The organism is Candidatus Goldiibacteriota bacterium HGW-Goldbacteria-1, assembly GCA_002839855.1.
In the GTDB taxonomy this organism is placed as follows: domain Bacteria; phylum Oederibacteriota; class PGYV01; order PGYV01; family PGYV01; genus PGYV01.
Window position 1 is genome coordinate 57,992 of record PGYV01000007.1, and the last position, 19,228, is coordinate 77,219.

Consider the following 19,228-nt stretch of genomic DNA (forward strand, 5'->3'; position numbering starts at 1 on the left):
ATGTTTTAAACTTTTTCATACGGGTCATAAAGCTTTTTATATTCTTCCAGTATGGACCTGTCTGTCATACCCGCTATATAGTCGCATATAACCCTTTTTAAAGAGTCTTCCCCCAGCCTTTTTCTTACTTCAGGCGGTAATATCGAATTTATCACATCTTTCTTACGTTTGTCTTTTACCGCGCCCTTTTTTTCATAAATCTCAAAAAGGTCTTTTATAATCTTTTCCGCCTTGTATTCCATGCGGATTATTTTGTAGTGTTTGTAAAAATTCCTGTAAAGGAAATCCTTAAGGTCTTTATGCATGTCTTTCATTACAGGGTCAAACATCACAAGGTTCTCTTTGTGCTTTCTTACCTTATCAACCGAATCAATGGAATTTTTTTCCAGATTCTCCATCGTGTTTTTTAAAAGGGCCGTAATCTGCACGTTTATTAGAGCCCTTGTAATGTTATATTTTTTCATCTCAAGCGGAAGTTCTTCAAACTTTTTCATGTCTATCTTTTTTTCCATCTCTCCCCATATCTTTAAAGTCTTTAAAGATTCAACGCTTAAGATGGCGGAAGTGATGCCGTCATCAAAGTCGTGGGAGTTGTAGGCAATCTCGTCGGCAAAATTAACCGCCTGCGCTTCCAGCGTGGGCGCCAGTTTTGGTTCGTATTCTTTTGTATGGGGATTGTCGTAATCCGAACTGTGCTTTATAATCCCTTCACGCGTTTCCCAGGAAAGGTTAAGCCCCACAAAGTCGGGGTATTTAAGTTCCAGCTTGTCCAACACCCTTAAACTTTGAATGTTGTGTTCAAACCCGCCTTCTTCTTCCATTAACCTGTTTAACACTTCTTCACCGGAATGTCCGAAAGGCGTGTGCCCTATGTCATGCGCCAGCGCTATGGATTCGGTAAGTTCCTCGTTAAGGCGCAGCGCTTTTGCCAGCGACCGTGCTATCTGCACCACTTCCGCGGTATGGGTCATCCTTGTCCGGTAATAATCGCCTTCAAGGTTTACAAAGACCTGAGTTTTATATTCAAGCCTTCTGTACGCGGTGGAATGTATTATACGGTCGCGGTCGCGCTGATAAACGGAACGGAAAGGGTCTTCTGTTTCTTTATAACGCCTGCCTTTTGTATCTTTGCTTTTCATCGCGTAGGGGGCAAGAAATTTTTCTTCCTGCGCCTCAAGTTCCTGCCTTGTTAAAAGCCCGAATTTATACGCGCTCATGTATTTTCACCGCTTTGCATGCTTGTATTTGGAACTATATATTCCATGAAATAATTTCCCATTTTTCTGTTGAACTCGCTTTTTGCAAACACGCGGTCCACCTTTGCAAGAAGCGCGGACATTATTTTGTCTTTTGTTTCAAGGTCTGTGCCTACTTCCGCTTCTAATATGCGCTCGTCAAATATGTCCTGCAGCGCCGCAAAAAATAACAAACTCTTTTTTTCTTCTGATACGGTAAGGGCGTTTACGTTGGACAGCACGCGGGCCACTTCCACGGAACCGTCATGCCTTATCTTGCCTTCCTTATCCACAGCGGCTTTTTTAAGCACTTCAGGGTTTTTCTTCTCTGCTTTTTCTACAGAACGCGCAAAAATAGTTTCCACTTTTTTCGCGGACATGTACGCGGTCATAAGTTCCATTAATATTTTCTGCGTCTCTTCAAACAGCCTTAAAAGCACAAGTTTTTCGCTGTGTGCTATGACCACCGCGCCGTGTTTTTGAACTTCCTGCCTTACTTTTTCTTTTTTAAGCTGGTCGGTTATCGTGGACTTTTGCGAAGTTTCAAGTTTTTTCAGAAGTTCGGCTTTTTTCTTTTCGCGTTCTTCTTCTATTTCTTTCTTCATTTCTTCTTTAAGGGATTTCTTTATTTCGTCTTCCTGAAGCCTTGCGTTTTTGGCCTCTATGCCTTCTATCATTTCAAGTTTTTTAATTATCTCTTCCTGCTTTTTATTCCTTTCAAATTCCACATCGCGGCGTATTCTGGCTTCAAGCTCCGCTTCTATTTTTTTTCTCATCTCTTTTTCACGCAGCGCCACGTCCGCTTCCACTTTTTCCACGTCTTTCATTATGTCTTCGTACTTAACCCTCATTTCCGCTTCAACCTGTTTTCTTATGTCAGGTTCTATTTCCGCCCTTATCTGGTCTGCAAGATCCACCCTTAATTCAAGTTCTATCTTGGCGCGCAGTTCATTTTCTATTTTGGCGCGCATCTCTTCTTCTATAAGTTTGCGCAGCTCCGTTACATCCGCTTCCGTGGCTTTCGCGGAACCGCCGTTTTGGCGTGCAGGTTCTTCTTTTTTCTGTTCCGGCTCCGGGGACTTTTCCCTTCGCTCCTCTTCGAACTCCCTTAAAAGGGCCTCTTCTTCCTCTGTAAGCACTGCGGAATTTTCCGCCTGCATTTCATTATTCTTATCCATTTTTTTCTATTCTCCCGGCTTTAAGGTGGTGCTTGGCACCACATGTTCAAAGAATGCATGTGTAAGTTTTTTTGGATACTCTTTTTTATAAAACAATTTTTCCGACTGAATCAGTATGTTTGACATCACTTCGTCTTTAGTCTCTATTCCTGCCGCCATTTCCACGGCTATCAGCCGCTCTTCAAATACATCCCTTAACGCAGCAAAAAACTTAAACAGCTTTTTTTCTGCCGGTTCCTGCAATATATTATAATTGGAAAAAACCCTTGCCGGTTCAAGCGACCCATCCGCCCTTGCGCTGCCTTTGCTGTTTAGATCGGCTTTTTTTAATATTTCAGGGTTGTTTTTCATAGCTTTTTCCAGGGTCTTTAAAAACATATTCAGAACAGGCGTCTTTTTTATAAGTTTTGAAAGCAGCGCCATAAAAATCTGCTGCGACGCGTCAAAAAGTGATATCATCATAACAATTTCATTATAGGAAAAAACCGCGGTTTTAGCCGCAGCCTGCTGTTGTACCGGTATTATTTTCGCCGCCGCTTGCGCTTTTTTATCATTTTCTTCAAGCCTTCTTAAAAGTTCTTCCCTTTTTTTCAGCCTTTCAGGGTCAAGTTCCGGAAGTTTTTTTACACCCGGCGGCAGAACCTCTTCTTTTTTTACCTCTTCTTCAATGCCAAAGAGATCCAGCGCGGTTATCTTTTCCGCCTTATATTCCTTTAAAAGGTCTTCCTCTGCCGGCACTTCGGATACTTCCGGCAGTTCAATGCCGGATAAAAACAGGTTTTCAGTTTCCTGCTTTAAAATACCCTTTGCTTTTGCGGCGTCAATTTTTTCAACTTTTTCGCCGAAAAGTTCCGAAACCATATCTATAATATCGTCCATAGAAAACTTTAAATCATCATCTTCAACCACACCGCACCCCTTGTCTGCTAATATTACCCAATTTAACACAAGAAAAGGCGGGTGTCAATGAAGGCAAAAGTACGGGGTAAACGGGAGAGGTTTTATAAAGTAGAGACGCATCATGGTGCGTCTTGTTTTTTAAAAAGCGAGACGCAATATATTGCGCCTCTACGGTAGAAAAATCTGTTTTATATTTTAGTTTGAAGCCTTAACTCAATAATATAATCATTCTTGTCCTCACTGATTTCAAACATATTTCTTAACATCATATGAATATCAGATAATTCATAATTTACATCAACTGCCATACTTTCTTTCCAGGGTTCGTTATAATAAAACATCCTGATAAAATCAATTTTCATTTTTTCAAAGCCCAGAAATTCACTCCATTCAAGTTTAGCTGTTTCTGCACCCTTATATAATGCATCGTATTCACGGGCTCTATCATCCTCCATATATGATTCAAAAATAACATATATGTTGTCAAATATTCTTACATTGAATCCTATTTCGCGGCCCTGCTTATGTCTATGTAAATTTGAATTATCTCTTTTATATCCCCCATAAAGTTTAAAAACATCAAATAAAACCACATAACCATCAGCGCCAAATTCAAAATTTTCTTTATATATCCGTCCTAAGTCACCCGTACTGCAGTTTATTATATCCGCTATACCCGCTTGTGCCGCCACACCTAAAAAACCAAAATCTAACAATAACCTTGAAACAATATCATATTTTCCAAGGTCAGAATAATATTCAACAGGCTTGTCTTGCGGCATACGCGGTAAAAATGCTGACTGCCATTTCACTTTATCCCAAATCATATTTACAGCCGCTTCCGCCATAATATACCCTTCTAAAGGAGCGGTCTCATCAAGGGGGTCTTTATGTGGACCTATGAAATTACCCTGCTGATAATACTCAAACTGCCCCCACCTTACAACTTTCTTGCCTAAAGATACATGTGTCCCGTCTTCTTCGCCATACATTATATACAGCTCATCGACCTGCTGTTTAAAAGTATTATCGTTCATCACAGTGCCAAGGGATCCATCAAACTGCCTTTGCCTTAAAATAAGATTTACCTCTTTATCATACACAGCTTTAAATAAAAACAACTCCGCATTATACTTATATTCAACTTTGCCTCTGACAAAAAGAGAATACGACTGAAACATAGAATTGTTTCTGTCTGCAGTTATTGAAATATTAGGCCAAAGGTCAACATCGCAGGATAATCCGGGCATAGCAGCAGAAAGTTTTTGTCCTGTATTTGTGCCTATAACGAAATCTTCGGCATGTACACCTATACACAAAAACATAAAGACAAATATAAAAATATTTTTTCTCATTGTATTCCCCGTCCCTTCAACGCGCTCTCCTAATTATGCAGCTTTCTTTATCATCTCACAAACGCTTTATCAGATCAACTTTAAGCGGCTTTTTAACTACAAATGAATTCTTTAGTACTTTGATACATCATAAATTATTTAGTATTTTAAAAACGAGGCGTAATGTATTACGCCTCTACGCTAGAAAGTAAAACAGATAAATATAAACTATGGACCTTTTAATTTTTTACCCGGGCTGCAGAGCTGCTGTACGCGCAAAGCGCGCCGAGCTGCCTTTATCAGATCTTAGCAAGCCCCGCGTATTTTGCTGAAAGCTCTTTTCTCCCGTTCTTTTTAAACATTACAGTTATCCTGTAATCATCCCCATAGGGCTCTATTTTGGTGATAATTCCTTCACCCATCTTTATGTGACTGACCTTGTCCCCCGGTTCCAGCTGCATTACCGCAGGCTCCGCGTCCGTTGCTTCGTAATTGGGCTGCGCGTCTATTCCCATGTCATGCACAGCGCCGGATAATTTTTCATCCAGCTGCTTAGCAGGCGGCCTGCCTTTGTGATGCAGGTATTCTTCGGGAATCTCGTTTATAAACCTTGATATCGCCCCAAGCGTCCTGGCACCAAACTGCCTGCGCGAAATTGCGGAGAGCAGGTAAAGCCTTTTTCTTGCGCGGGTAATACCCACATATGCAAGCCGGCGTTCTTCTTCTATTCCGCCCTCTTCTTCTATGCAGTTCTTATGCGGAAATATTTTTTCATCCATACCCGCTATGAACACATTGTCAAATTCAAGGCCTTTGGCGCTGTGAATTGTCATAAGCGTCACGGCATCGGCATTTTCGTCAAGTTTATCAACTTCGGATATAAGCGCCACCTGGGATAAAAAGTCTTCCAGTGTCGCGTCTTTTTTCTCTTCTTCAAATTCCGCCACAGCAGAGACAAGTTCCTTAACGTTTTCTATTCTTTCCTTTGCTTTGGGGTTCTGGTCATTTTCCCAAAAAGAAATATACCCTGTGCCGGTCAGAATTTCCGCCATAAGGTCCCTTAACTTCATATTGTTCCTGTTTATCGCAAGCCCTGTTAAAAGCGCATGCAGCTGCGAGCACGACTGTTTTACCATAGGCTTAATATTTTCCGTTTCCTGTGTCCTTCCAAGGGCTTCAAGAAGGGTTATGTCATTCTGAAAAGCAAACTGTTCCACTTTTTCCACCGTGGTGTCGCTGATGCCGCGCGGCGGTACGTTGACTATCCTTTTAAAACTTATTACATCACGCGGATTGGCAATTATCCTCATGTATGACAGCATGTCTTTTATTTCCATCCTGCCGTAAAAACTGAATCCGCCGACAAGCTTATACGGAAGCCCGGCGCGCCTTAACCTGTCTTCAATGGAACGTGACTGCGCGTTGGTGCGGTAAAATATCGCTATGTCCTTTAAATCCGCGCCGTGCAGACGCATCAGTTTGTCTATTTCATTAAGGATGGCTTCGCCTTCCATGACTTCGTCATCCACGTAATAGAAAATTATCTTTTCGCCCTTGTCGTTATCTGTCCACATCTCTTTTTCTTTTCTGTCGGAGTTATTCTGAATCACCTTATGCGCGGCTTTCAGGATAGTCTGTGTGGAACGGTAATTGCGCTCTAACCTTATTACCTTTGCATCAGGGTAATCTTCTTCAAAATTGAGAATATTTGTAATATCCGCGCCGCGAAAGCGGTAAATAGACTGGTCATCGTCGCCCACCACGCATATATTTTTATATTTGGACGCCATCATTGAAATAAGCATGTACTGCGCGTGGTTAATGTCCTGATACTCGTCTATCATTATGTATTGAAACTGCTCCCTGTATTTTTCAAGGACAGCAGGGTTATTGTTAAAAAGGTCCAGCGGTTTCCATATAAGGTCGTCAAAATCCATTGAATTGTTGCGTTTAAGCCTTTTCTCGTAAATTTCATATATCCTTGCAACCATGCCTTTTTCATATTCCGTGCCGTAATCATTCATGTATTCCGCGGGGGTAATAAGGGAATTTTTAGCGTCCTGAATGTAACGCATGCAGTCATATACTTTCATTTCCTTGTCAGACACCTTGGCGTCGTGCATGCACTCTTTTAAAAGGCGCTCCCTGTCTTCCTGGTCATATATGGTGAAGTTTTTGTCATAACCTAAAAGCTCCGCGTGCAGCCTTAAAACACGCACCCCAAAAGAATGAAACGTACTCATCCATACTTTATCAACTTTTTTGCCCGCGACTTTTCTGGCCCTTGATTTCATTTCCTGCGCGGCTTTATTGGTAAACGTAACGCACAGGATATTTTCAGGGGATACATTATGTTCGGATAAAAGCCAGGCAAGCCTGTATGTTATAACACGCGTTTTGCCGCTGCCGGCGCCTGCAAGTATTAAAAGCGGCCCTTCTTTGTGCATAACGGCCTGCACCTGTTCTTCATTTAAGAGTTCACGAAGTTCCAATTATTTCTCCTGTATGATTTCATATGTGATTTTCTAAATATCAACGCAACATTTTACCACGCAAGAAATAAATGGCAAGGTATATGTAATAGAAAAAACAATATTTTTTTACGTACTACTAAATGATTTGTTTAATCCGGTATTTTTTGTTACTCTTAATAACGCTTAAGAAAGCAAACCGATAAATTTATAAGGAGTTTCATGTTCTGCCCAAACTGCAAGCGCAAGCATAAAGCACACCTGTCAGTATGCCCTTACTGCAGCAAATTATCCGCTGACAATACAGGAGATTTTCCCACGGTTTTTTTTGCTGTGGTTAAAAGCCAGCCTGAAGAGGACATACTTATAAACGCGCTTAAAAAAAGTAATATTGAATGCGTTTCAAGATTAAGCTATTCAAACATAAATAGGCCCCATATACAAAACATCAACGCCGCAGGGTCAAGGGTATTTTTGGAAGATAATTTTTTCGCAAAGGAAATACTTATTAATAAGACCAAACTAGAAAAAGCAAAAAAGATATTAAAGAAACTTCACGAGGAAACCGGCTTGGGTTGATTGACGAGCATCTAATTTCGGATTTGGCTTTTTAATTAATAAGTTTATGCCTATATGATTTATTTTCTTTTTTCGCTTCCACTTCAAAAGAACCGTCGCTCATCTTAACCCTGGTAAGAAGCGGAGTATCAATAATTAATTTATTTCTCCTGTTTAAATATATGATTTTATATAAGACCGAGACGCAATATATTGCGTCTCTACATTAAAGACCCAAACCCATCCAATAAAAACCAAAAACTCCCAACCCTAATTTGCCAGTTTAATGGCGGTGGAGATTCCTGCCAGGTCGTGGGTGTTTAAGACGCGCTTGCCGCTGTCGGCTTTTCTTGCCAGCCTGCCTAAAAATGTGCCGCAGCCCAGTTCCACAAATGTATTAATGCAGTTTTTCATCATGTTGTGTATTATCAGGTCATTCCTTGACGGCAGATACAGATAATTAAACAAAGACTGCTTAATTTCAGCGGCGTTATCGTACATATCCCCTTTTACCTGGCTGTACATTTTAAACGCGGGTTTATCCACTTTTATTACTTCGTTTTTAATTGCTTCGCCGAATTCAGCGGTTAACTTATCCGCGGCTTCCTTAAATAAATAAAGGCCGGACAACTCTTCATAAGGCAGGTCAATCACAGAGCCGCCCAGTTTTTTAAATGCCTCTATCACTTTTTCTTTTAATTTTGATTCCACCGCCACCGTGGCGCTGTCAGAAGAGTTATATGAAGTAATGCCGCATTTTACCGCCCTGTTTATTTCCCCGCACACCTGCGCGGTCTTGCCGGTATCAAGGGTATTAATAAGCAGCTGCGAAAACTGCGCGGAGCCAAGCGCCTCTTTGAACAGGATATTTTTTCTGTAAATAAACGCCATGGCGTCTTCAAATTCAAATGTGCCTGCGCACGCATGCGCGATAAGTTCCCCGGAGCGGAATCCCATTATCTGTTCCGGGGTCACCTTTTTTTCCTTTAACACTTCAAACATTCCCGCCTGATACGCGCCGTTAAATATTGTCCCGTTTTCAGGTTTCTGCAGCTCTTCCTGCGGCCCGATAAACGCAAGTTTGTTAATCTTTACGTCGGGCATCTTTTTTTCCACACGGTCAAAGAACTGCCGCATGGCCCACATGCTGTCATATACCTTGCGCCCCGCGCCAACGTACTGATAACCGGCAGCGGTAAACAGGTATCCTATGGCTGCCATTTTATTTACCGGCTCTTTTTTTCTTTTTAATCACCAGCATCCCGTAGTTGCCAAAAGGAAGGTTAATTTTTTCAAGCAGATCGTCAACCCACTGCACATAGTGGGCAAACCTTAAAGGAAGGAACAAGGAGTATTTGACCGAGATTTCAATGTTATCTATTTCATTAAGCAGGTTTTTTTCGCATAGTTTTATAAGTTCGCCGCCTGTAAAAAATTTGGCATCCGTATACAGCCCTTCCCTGTTGAACTGCCTTAAAAGATTGGTGACCCCTGTCCTGTTAAGAAAACCAATCCCCACTTTCCCGCGGGACACCCTAAACGCCTCTAAAAGCGCCTTTGATTTATCGTCCACATATTCAAACGTGGTCATGAATATTACGGAATCAAAACTTGCAGTTTCAAACGGCAGATTTTCGGCAAAACCGGTTATTACCCTTTTACCGTCTATTCCTTCTTTTTGCCTTGCAAGCTTATTTAATTCTTCCACCGGCTCTATGCCTGTCGGTTCAAGCCCCAGTTCCTGCAGATACCTTAAATGCCTGCCCGTACCCGAACCCACCTGAAGGACTTTTTCCCCTGTTTTTAAATGCAGGCACGTAATCATGAGTTCTTTTATTTTTTCGTCAAAGTACAGGCCCTGCGGCGTCATTATCCATTTTTCATACTGGTCGGTTAAATTGCGCGTTACAGCCACTTTTATTTTTCTCCTTTATTCCGCAAAATCTTTTCTGTAAAGTTCCGAATATTCCGGCCCGTCGGGATTTAAATCGCTTTTATACAACACCACACAGCCCGCAGTTGATGTGCCGCTTATTTTAATTTCACCCTGAATTTTGGTAATGTCCGCCATTTTTCTGCTTCTTGCCACTGTGATGTGCGGGATATATTCCTGCTTTTCCCCGGCATATGCCATTGCACGCAGCTCTTTTTCCAGAATTTTAAAAATTGCCGATATAGCCGTCGCGCCTTCCCCGCAGTTTAACCATACAACAGACGCTTTGTCCGGCGAAGGAAAAGCTGATATGACCGCCGGTTTTATCACAAACGGCTTTATGCCTTCACAGCTTTTATCTATAATTTCTTTTATTTGATCCAGTTTTCTTTCCGGGGTATTGCCGATAAATTTTAACGTGACATGAAGGTGGTCCGGCTTTACAACCTTAATACCTTCAATCTGTTTTAACACGCCTTCAAAAGATCCTATTTCTTCCTTTAATTCCTGCTGCAGCGGGATTCCGATAAAAATCCGCACTAAAGCCGGTGCTGCTTTTTTTAATTTCCCTTTGCCCAATTTATCACATCCCTCATTCCTTCTTCAAACGCTATTTCAGGTTTCCACTTAAGAAGTTTCGCCGCCTTGGAAATGTCCGCCTGCATATGCCGCTGATCTCCCGGCCTTGCGTCAAAATATTTCACGGAATACTTTTTCGGGTCATGCCCGAATATTTTTATTATGTACTTTACAAGTTCATTGACAGACACCCTGATGCCGGAACCAAGGTTAAAAACCTCTCCGTAGGATTTGGGGTTGTCAATCGCGCCTATCCACGCCCTGCAGACGTCTTTTATGTGCACGTAATCGCGCGACTGCTTTCCGTCGCCAAAAATCTTTACCTGTTCATTCCTTAGGACATTGCCGATAAAAATAGAAACCACTCCCTGATACGGGTTGGTTAAAGACTGCCTGCGGCCGTACACATTAAACATGCGGAAAGCTGTGGCATTGAATTTAAACGGCAGGTCATTTCTTAACCCGGTGGCAAGCACGTACCTTTCGCCGGAATATTTTGTAATACCGTAATAGGCAATTGGCCTTGTAGCCATGGTCTCTTTTACCGGTATCGCGTCAGGAATACCGTAAGAGGTCATTGAAGACGCGTAAAGAAAGCGCGCGGTTTTGTGTTTTATTGCCGCGTTTATCATATTCACCGTGCCTAAAGTATTTGTCATAAGGTCTGTTGCCGGGTCATCAAAAGATTTAATAGTGGACGCGCACCCGGCTATGTGAATAACGGCATGAATTTTATCCTTAAAACACTTTTCTATGTCAGATGGATTTTTTACGTCACCCTTTATGAATTTCGCCTTTGGACTTATATAACTTTTATCCCCTGTGGAAAGGTTGTCAAATACGGTAACGCTGTACCCTTTATTAATAAGTTCATCCGTCATATTGGAACCGATAAAACCCGCCCCGCCTGTCACTAAAATTCTTTTATTTGCCATATTCCCTCCGTTTTTAAATAATCCCCATCCTAAGTTTCCACACAATAACCGCGGCTTCCATTATTACACCGTGTGACATTTTAGAGCTTCCTGAATGGCGGTCAACAAATATGATAGGCGTTTCCTTTATCTTAAACCCTTTTTTCCACGCCTTGTAATGCATCTCTATCTGAAAAGCGTACCCGTCTGAATGTATTTTATTCAGGTCAATGGATTCCAGCACTTCCCTTTTAAAACATTTAAACCCGCTTGTGCAGTCGGTTAACGGAAGCCCTGTAATTGTACGCGCGTACCATCCCGCGAATTTGGATAACATAAGCCTTCTTATGGGCCAGTTAACCACGCTTACACCATTTATATAGCGCGACCCTATCACAAGGTCGCTGCCTTTTATTTCTTCAAGAAAATTTTTAAGGTACTGCGGATCATGGGAAAAATCCGCGTCCATTTCAAAAATATAATCGTATTTGTGCTTTAACGCGTACTTAAAACCTTCCACATACGCGGTGCCAAGCCCTAATTTGCCTTTGCGTTCAATAAGTTTTACGGCGCTGTCTTTTTTTGCCAGAGAACCCACGGCTTTGCCCGTGCCGTCAGGCGACGCGTCATCCACCACAAGAATGTGAACGCCTTTAACCGCTTTTTTTACCAGCGGAATCAGTTTTAATATATTCTCTTTTTCGTTATACGTGGGAATCACTATTAACGCCTTCATTTTAACCATCCTGCTTTTTATTTTATTCTATATTAATATATTATGCCACTTTGGCTTTTTTTATAAAGGGTTATTTGCAGCCGTTAAATCCGCCGTACTTTAACCTTTAATTTTTTCAAAAAATATTTTTGTTAAAAGTATAATCCATACAGTATATGGAATCAGCGACAGAAATGAAAAAGCCATTCCCACCGCGCCAAAGCTTGAAGGGATAAGCATAAAAAACCCTGAAGCAATGCCGGCGGCAATTATTGTTTTAGAAAAACCTTTGTTTAATATCATGGAATAAGAAATAAGCAGAAGCCCTGCCGCATTCATAAAATAATAAACCACGTAAGCCGACCCGGTAAGGCCCGCCATTGCGCCTTCTCCCGCTGCAAGATAAAGGTTTCTTGCGCTGTCATCCGGCGCTGAAAGGTATTTATCCGCAAGGTTCATCATTGTAAAAGACGGGCTTGAAGAAATAAAAGCCGCAACACCGGCAATTATAAAAATAAGCCCCATTACGGCTGTCTTTTCCCCGTCCTGCCCGCGCATAATATAATAAAACGAAGCATAAACCGCCAGCATAATAACATTGGTTATAACATAAAGGATGTCCGTGTTTACCAGCCCCAGAAAAACATTTGCGTTGAACACTTCAAAGACGCCGGATACGGTTTCAGGCGGAGGAAATTTTATAAACATAAATATCTGCGCCGGTATCATCGCAATAAGAAATATTCCCGCCCAGGCGCCCGCATTAAATATAAAACGGTTGTCTTTTGTCACATCAGCCATGTTGCTTTTCTCCCTTAATATTATTTAACTTCTTTAATTCTATTTTCCATATAACAAATACCCCGGCCATGAATATTATACTTAAAAGTATAATCAGATAATCCCGGAAGTTTCCGTAAACAAACCGTATCTCGCTTGTCCCGGGCTGTACTTTTACCGCCATCATATTATAGTTTACATCTACAATATCCGCCTTTTTGCCGTTTACAAAAGCGCGCCACTTTTTATAATTAGAAACATTTAATACAAACAGCCCCTGCCTGTCTGTTATTACCTTTGCCTTAATCCTGTTTGGTGTTTTTTCTGTAATATCAACAAGCGCCGGAGCGCCGTCTTTATAAACAATACCGGTATCAAATGTTGTCAGCGCCATTCCAGTTACAAAGACGCCTTCTTTCATCATATCAAAAACTTTTTTTTCACTGCCCGCGTTTATCACGTTATCCGTAAAATACCCAAGCGGCAGCGCCAGCGCGTCAGCGAAAACTTTATTGGCGTTATCATCGCCTATTTTTGTTATCCCCTGACCTATTATTTCATCACGGCTGATATAATAGCTGATGTTAAGCCCCCTGTTTACGCTTATCCTGTTGAACATTCCGGAACTCTGCATGGCGTAGAATTTTAACGGAAGCATTCCGTGAAACCCTTTTGCGGATTCAATTCCGTAATACATCCCCCTGTTGGCGCCCCAGAAAAAATTAAAGTCCGCAATCCTTCCTTTATTTCCGTTTTGTTTTATTGCCGAGCTTACCATGTCATTTTTAGGGAAATACCCGTCATAATTAAACGGGGTAATGAAGTTTTTCTGTATCCTGGAAGAATCCGCCGCGCTTATGGCAGCGGCTATTATTGCTATAATAAAGGCGCTTTTTACCCTGTTTTTTAAAACAAGAGACATTAAAACGCAAAACAGAAAAAGGATTAATATTCCGGCGGCAGCGTCTGCCTGTGTCAGCAAAACAGCTTTATTTAAAGCATCAGCCGGCATTTCAGCGGACCTTGTCTGCCTGAAAATACCGCTTATAAAACCCGCCGCATTAAAGGCAATGCCCGTGTATAAAAGCGCAAGGGAACCACAAACCCCAAAAGCTGCGTAAAAAAAATTTTTTGACTGCTGTACTTTTTTTTCTGCAATTACTTTTATCACGTTATTCAGCCCTACAGCGGACAGCGCGCAGAAAGTGACGGTAAAAATATACATAAACCTTGAAGGGTTTCTGAACTGGTTAAAAACAGGAAAGTGCCACAGAAGTTTATACAGCGGCGTATAGCCGCCCATTGAAAGCAGCAGAAACAGCAGCGACGCACCGCCAAGAAAAAAAGACAATTTTCTTGTCTGCCCTTTCATGAAAGCAAAAGGTAATAATAGAAAAGGCAATATTCCGAAATAGTATGTGGTAAGGTTCATTGACCAGAAACCGTAATAATTCTGCCCGTGAAGCCCGAATAAGGACGGCATAAGAAGCTGAAGTATTTCTTTGGGGTGCAGAGACCACGATATAAAATCGTTAAATGTAAATTCCCCGCGCCAGGAATAATTTTTATATTCAAAAGAAGGTATAAACTGCGGTAAAGAAACCAGTATAGAAAATATTAAAGCCGCGCCCGCCGCAATGGCCGCAAATATCCTTGCTTTTTGTGACTTTTCTTCAAATATAAGGTGATACATTACATATAAAACCGCAAGCGCCGCGGTGTAAGCCATAACCTGCATACCGGTTGCGGTTATCTGAAGCCCCATAATAAGCCCCGCAAAAAGATACATTGACACTCTCTTTTGCACAAGCCCCCTTCTTAAAAAATACATGACAAAAGGTATCAGCGCGCCGGCTTTTATATTATTAATGTGTCCGGCAAAAGCGTACGAGACATTATATCCGGCAAACATCACACAGATGCCGCCAAAAAATGAAGCGCCACGGGTAAGGCCGCACGCCTTTAAAAACAGGTATGTCCCCGCAAAGGCGGCTATAAGGTGAATTATGACATCAATCGCGAAAGTATTCTGCAGCGGCACAGACAATAACATAAACAGGATATCCGTGGGGTAATAAAAAATTATGCTGGAAGACGCAATGCCGGGAGCGCCAAAAAACAAATCAGGCAGCCATAAAGGTAATTGGTGGAATAAAAACACGGCTTTTTTCGCGAACATCTTAAAAGGCAGGTAAATGCTTAAAAAATCATGGCCAAAAAGAATATTGCCCTGCTTCATAACGGAAGAAAACAGGTAAATAAGCGCGGCTAACGGCACCGCTGCCGCGCCAAGATATTTTAGTTTTTTAAATTCCATCCCTGAACCACTTTATTGTCCTGGGCAGGCCTTCTTCAAATTTTACCTTTGGCTGCCACCCAAGAATTTTTTTAGCTTTTGTTATGTCGGGTTTTCTTCTGGCCGGATCATCTTTAGGAAGCGGCTTGTGGACAATTTTGGATTTAGTACCGGTTATTTTTTTTACCAGTTGTGCCGCTTCCAGCATTGTAAATTCGCCGGGGTTGCCGATATTTATAACTTCCCCTTTTATGCCGCCTTTAAACATAGCCGCAATAAGCCCTGCCACCTGGTCAGAGACATAACAGAAACTGCGCGTCTGAGAACCGTCGCCGTATATGGTAAGCGGCCTGTTATTTAAAGCCTGGTCAATAAAGTTTGAAATAACACGGCCGTCGTCTTTCTGCAGCCTTGGCCCGTATGTGTTAAAAATTCTTATTATGCGCGCGTCTAAATTGTGCTTTCTTACGTATTCCATGACAAGCGCTTCCGCGAACCTTTTTGCCTCGTCATAACAGCTTCTTATGCCTACGGGATTAACGTTTCCCCAGTAAGTCTCTTTCTGCGGATGCTGCAGCGGGTCTCCGTATGTTTCGGAAGTGGACGTGATAAGAAACCCGGCTTTTTTTGCCTTTGCAAATTCCAGGACATTATAAGTGCCAAGTGAATTGGTCATAAGCGTATCTATTGATTTTGTCTGATAATACGGCGGAGACGCGTATGATGCAAGATGAAAGACATAATGCACGGGTATTTTTAGTTTAATGGGCTTTCTTATATCCTGTTTTATAAATTTGAAATTTTTATTATTAATTATATTTTTTAAATTCTGCATCCTGCCTGTCCCAAGATTATCAATGCAGATGACTTTGTACCCTTTTTCAACCAGCGCATCACAAAGGTGCGAGCCTATAAACCCCGCTCCGCCTGTCACCACTATATTTTTCATATTCTCTCCTGCTTAATTATTTTTTACCGGGCCGCCAAGCATCTAAACCGCTGTTTTCTTTACCGCAATCCCTTTTAAATAGTACGTCTCCGGAATATTCTTTTTATACGGATGGTCGGCTGCCTGTTCAAATATACCCGCGGGTTCTATTTCACACCTGGCATCAGCCGCGGCAGCATATGCGTTTTCCATAAGTTCCTGGCCGCGCACGCTGTGCGAACATGAAAAAGACATCATAATTCCGCCCCTGTTTAAAAGCTTTAAAGCGCTTACGTGCAGTTCTTTATGGCCCGCCATTGCCCCTTCTTTTTCTGATTTTGTCTTTGAAAAAGGCGGCGGGTCCAGTATTATAACGTCATATTTTTCCTTTTTTGCCGTCTGCTTTCTTAAAAATTCAAACACATCCTCTTTTATAAATTCATAATTATCAAAGTTATTAAGTTTCATGTTATTGTCCGCTGTTTTTAAACCCTTATCGGAAATATCCACGCCTGTTACACTGCCAGCCCCAAAATGCTTTGCGTAAACCGAGAAAGCGCCTGTATAACAGAAACAGTCCAGCACGCGCGCCCCTTCCTTTATATAGTCCTTCAGTTTGCCCCTTGCATCCCTCTGGTCAAGGTAAAAGCCGGTCTTAGTACCTGATTTTACGTTAACTTCAAACTTAAGCCCGTTTTCCGTGATGATAACCGGCTTAATCTCCTCGCCTTGGGGCCATAACACGCCTTCTGACTGTTCAAGCCCCTCTTTCTTGCGCGACGGGGAAATGCTTTTTTCATAAATAAGCGCCGGCTTAAGTTCTCTTTTTAACGCTTCCACAAGCATGGGTTTTAATTTTTCCGCGCCAAGGGTATTTACCTGCACGACCAAAAGCCCGTTATATAAATCCGCAATAAAGCCGGGAATGCCGTCTGCTTCAGAGAAAAAAATACGTTTGGCGTTTGTATTGGTAATCTTTTCACGCAGTTTCACAGCCCTGTTAATTTTATTATACAGGAATGACTTTAAATCTTTTATAGGTGCGTACTCTTCTTTTTTTGGCGCGATGTCCAGCATCCGCACTGTAATTTCCGACTTTCTGTTAAGATAGCCAAGCCCCACGCGTTTCCTGGAACCCGCGCGCACCATTACAATATCTCCGTCCAGCGCACCATCCGGAATAGTTTCAATTTCCGACTTAAATACCCAAGGATGCCCTGTTAATATCCTTTGTTCTTCAAATTTCTTAAGTATTACTTCCTGCAGTTTTTTCATATTTTCCTTTTATATATTTTTTCGGTTTTTTTTTAATTATTTTCTAACTTCAACTGCCGCACCCTAAAGGGTGCGCCTACCAATGCATTTGCCAGGCTACCGGGCTACCGGTTTACCGAGCATCCGAGCATCCGAGCATCCAAGCCTCCAAGCCTCCAAGCCTCCAAGCCTCCAAGCCTCCAGCCTACTCCACCGTCACTGACTTTGCCAAATTTCTTGGTTTATCCACATCTATCCCTTTTTTCACTCCTATATAATACGCAAGAAGCTGCATTGGAATAGCGGCAAGAAGCGGATAGTAATCCTCGTCAATATCCGGTATGTATATTACATCTTCCGCGAACTTTTTCATCTCTTTGTTTGATTTATTTGTGACAGCTATTATTGTGCCTGACCGCGCTTTAATTTCCTGAATATTGGAAATAAGTTTTTCATATACTTTACCCTTTGGCGCGATAAAAACATTGGGGACTTTGTCATCCACAAGCGCAATGGGGCCGTGCTTCATTTCACCCGCAGCGTACCCTTCCGCGTGTATATAAGAAATTTCCTTAAGCTTAAGCGCGCCTTCAAGCGCCATAGGGTAATTGATGTTGCGCCCGTAATAAAGAAAATCGCGGTTCTTTTTATATTTAGCGGCTATCTTTGCTATTTTTTCCTTATCTTTTAATATGACCTTAATAAGGCCGGGCACTTTTCTTAAATTCTGTATTCCGCGCCTAACGTCCTTTGCTTTTAAAACCCCTTTTATTTTTCCCATATGCAGGGCAAACATGTAAAGTACGGCAAGCTGGCTTATAAAAGTCTTTGTCGCGGCGACGCCAATTTCCGGCCCCGCATGCGTGTAAATAACGCCGTCCAGCATGCGGCTTAATGTGGAACCCACCACGTTTACTATTGCCAGCGAATATCCCGCTTTTGCTTTAAGGTTTTTAAACGCCTCTATAGTGTCAATTGTTTCGCCTGACTGAGACACGGCAATTAAAAGCGTCTTTTTATCAACTATCGGATTCGCGTACCGTATTTCAGACGCCACTTCCACTTCCACGGAAACGCCGGAATATTTTTCAATCAGGTACTTAGCCGCGTAGGCAGCGTGATAGGACGTACCGCACGCCACTATCTTTATTCTTTCAATTTTTGCAAGTTTTTTATCATCCACGCTTTCAAATTCAATTCTGCCTTTTAATTCATCAAACCTGCCAAGTATTGTGTCTTCAAAAGACTGCGGTTCTTCGTTTATTTCCTTAAGCATAAAATGCGGGTAGCCGGCTTTTTCCGCCTGTTTTGCCGTCCATTTTATGTCCCTTACAGCCCTTTGAACTTTCTTACCGGCATTGGTTATGTTTACTTTTTCTTTTGTCACCACTGCCACATCGCCGTCTTCAAGAAACAGCGCTTTGTCCGTAAACTTTAAAAAAGACGGCACGTCTGACGCTATAAAATTTTCGCCTTTTCCTATTCCCAAAACAAGCGGCGAACCCTGCCTTGCCGCGATTATTTTTCCCGGTTCTTTGGCATAAAGTATTACCATGGCATACATTCCGCGTATTCTTTTTAATGCCGCTGCCACGGCTTTTTCTATACCCAAAGATATCTTTTCTTCTATAAGATGGGCAAAGACTTCCGTGTCGGTTTCCGATGAAAATTTATGCCCTTTCTTAATAAGTTCTTCCCTTATTTCATAGTAATTTTCTATTATTCCGTTGTGAATAAGCGTAATCATACCCGTGCAGTCAGTGTGCGGATGCGCATTTTCATCAGACGGTTTTCCGTGTGTTGCCCAGCGCGTATGTCCTATGCCTGTTGTTCCCGGTATTTTATTGCCTTTTAATTTTTCCACAAGGTTTTCAAGTTTGCCGGCGCTTCTTACGCGTGTTATTTTACCTGCATTTATCACCGCAATACCGGAAGAATCATAACCGCGGTATTCAAGTTTTTTAAGCCCGTAAATTATACGCTCTGCCGCTTCATTATTTCCTGTATACCCTATTATCCCGCACATATATTGCTCCTTGAAAAATTATACATTCAGTTTTTATGTTTTTAAATTCAACTGCCGCGGCTTAAAAGCCGCGCCTACCAAAACTGTTCTTGTCTTTTTATCTTGCCTAGCCGCCTAGCCGCCGAGC

16 protein-coding genes are annotated in these 19,228 nt (G+C 41.9%); 1 reads left to right on the forward strand and 15 read right to left on the reverse strand.

Translation table 11 applies throughout. The features are described 5' to 3' along the window. Positions 1-5: 5 nt before the first annotated feature. The 5 genes from CVV21_08395 to CVV21_08415 form a co-directional block, all read right to left on the reverse strand. Positions 6-1,217: a deoxyguanosinetriphosphate triphosphohydrolase gene (locus CVV21_08395; GenBank protein ID PKL91223.1), complete on the reverse strand. Its 1,212-nt coding sequence runs from the start codon at positions 1,215-1,217 to the stop codon at positions 6-8. Continuing rightward, the gene (locus tag CVV21_08400) at positions 1,214-2,413 is read right to left on the reverse strand and encodes a hypothetical protein (protein ID PKL91224.1); all 1,200 of its coding nucleotides are present in this window, start codon (positions 2,411-2,413) and stop codon (positions 1,214-1,216) included. The genes CVV21_08395 and CVV21_08400 overlap by 4 nt, the downstream gene beginning before the upstream one ends. Positions 2,414-2,419: 6 nt before the next feature. Then, positions 2,420-3,322 (reverse strand): hypothetical protein, encoded by a 903-nt coding sequence (locus tag CVV21_08405; GenBank protein ID PKL91225.1) that lies wholly within the window; start codon positions 3,320-3,322, stop codon positions 2,420-2,422. A gap of 179 nt (positions 3,323-3,501) precedes the next feature. After that, positions 3,502-4,668 carry a hypothetical protein gene (locus CVV21_08410; protein ID PKL91226.1) on the reverse strand — a complete coding sequence of 389 codons (1,167 nt, stop codon included), beginning with the start codon at positions 4,666-4,668 and terminating at the stop codon, positions 3,502-3,504. Positions 4,669-4,946: 278 nt separating this feature from the next. Continuing rightward, positions 4,947-7,139 (reverse strand): ATP-dependent DNA helicase PcrA, encoded by a 2,193-nt coding sequence (locus CVV21_08415; protein PKL91227.1) that lies wholly within the window; start codon positions 7,137-7,139, stop codon positions 4,947-4,949. Between the two features lie 201 nt (positions 7,140-7,340). On the opposite strand from CVV21_08415, the gene CVV21_08420 reads away from it, so the two are divergent. Continuing rightward, positions 7,341-7,697: a hypothetical protein gene (locus CVV21_08420; GenBank protein PKL91228.1), complete on the forward strand. Its 357-nt coding sequence runs from the start codon at positions 7,341-7,343 to the stop codon at positions 7,695-7,697. Positions 7,698-7,946: 249 nt separating this feature from the next. On the opposite strand, the gene CVV21_08425 is transcribed toward CVV21_08420, so the two are convergent. The 10 genes from CVV21_08425 to glmS form a co-directional block, all read right to left on the reverse strand. Continuing rightward, complete coding sequence (locus tag CVV21_08425) at positions 7,947-8,897, reverse strand: hypothetical protein (protein PKL91229.1); 951 nt, start codon at positions 8,895-8,897, stop codon at positions 7,947-7,949. 1 nt (position 8,898) lies between these two features. Then, the gene (locus CVV21_08430) at positions 8,899-9,591 is read right to left on the reverse strand and encodes a hypothetical protein (GenBank protein ID PKL91230.1); all 693 of its coding nucleotides are present in this window, start codon (positions 9,589-9,591) and stop codon (positions 8,899-8,901) included. 15 nt (positions 9,592-9,606) lie between these two features. Then, complete coding sequence (locus tag CVV21_08435; protein PKL91231.1) at positions 9,607-10,188, reverse strand: RNA 2',3'-cyclic phosphodiesterase; 582 nt, start codon at positions 10,186-10,188, stop codon at positions 9,607-9,609. Beyond that, on the reverse strand, positions 10,170-11,123 hold the full coding sequence (locus CVV21_08440; protein PKL91232.1) for a UDP-glucose 4-epimerase: 954 nt from the start codon (positions 11,121-11,123) through the stop codon (positions 10,170-10,172). Before CVV21_08440 ends, CVV21_08435 begins: the two co-directional genes overlap by 19 nt. A 13-nt stretch (positions 11,124-11,136) precedes the next feature. Further along, positions 11,137-11,838 (reverse strand): dolichyl-phosphate beta-D-mannosyltransferase, encoded by a 702-nt coding sequence (locus CVV21_08445; protein ID PKL91233.1) that lies wholly within the window; start codon positions 11,836-11,838, stop codon positions 11,137-11,139. Positions 11,839-11,937: 99 nt separating this feature from the next. Then, positions 11,938-12,618, reverse strand: coding sequence for a hypothetical protein (locus tag CVV21_08450; protein ID PKL91234.1), 681 nt, complete (start codon positions 12,616-12,618; stop codon positions 11,938-11,940). Continuing rightward, complete coding sequence (locus CVV21_08455; GenBank protein ID PKL91235.1) at positions 12,611-14,914, reverse strand: hypothetical protein; 2,304 nt, start codon at positions 14,912-14,914, stop codon at positions 12,611-12,613. Before CVV21_08455 ends, CVV21_08450 begins: the two co-directional genes overlap by 8 nt. After that, positions 14,904-15,842 (reverse strand): hypothetical protein, encoded by a 939-nt coding sequence (locus CVV21_08460; protein PKL91236.1) that lies wholly within the window; start codon positions 15,840-15,842, stop codon positions 14,904-14,906. Before CVV21_08460 ends, CVV21_08455 begins: the two co-directional genes overlap by 11 nt. 42 nt (positions 15,843-15,884) lie before the next feature. Continuing rightward, positions 15,885-17,096 carry a hypothetical protein gene (locus tag CVV21_08465; protein ID PKL91237.1) on the reverse strand — a complete coding sequence of 404 codons (1,212 nt, stop codon included), beginning with the start codon at positions 17,094-17,096 and terminating at the stop codon, positions 15,885-15,887. A gap of 184 nt (positions 17,097-17,280) precedes the next feature. After that, positions 17,281-19,101, reverse strand: a complete 1,821-nt coding sequence (glmS, locus tag CVV21_08470) for a glutamine--fructose-6-phosphate transaminase (isomerizing) (GenBank protein PKL91238.1) — start codon at positions 19,099-19,101, stop codon at positions 17,281-17,283. Positions 19,102-19,228: the final 127 nt, after the last annotated feature.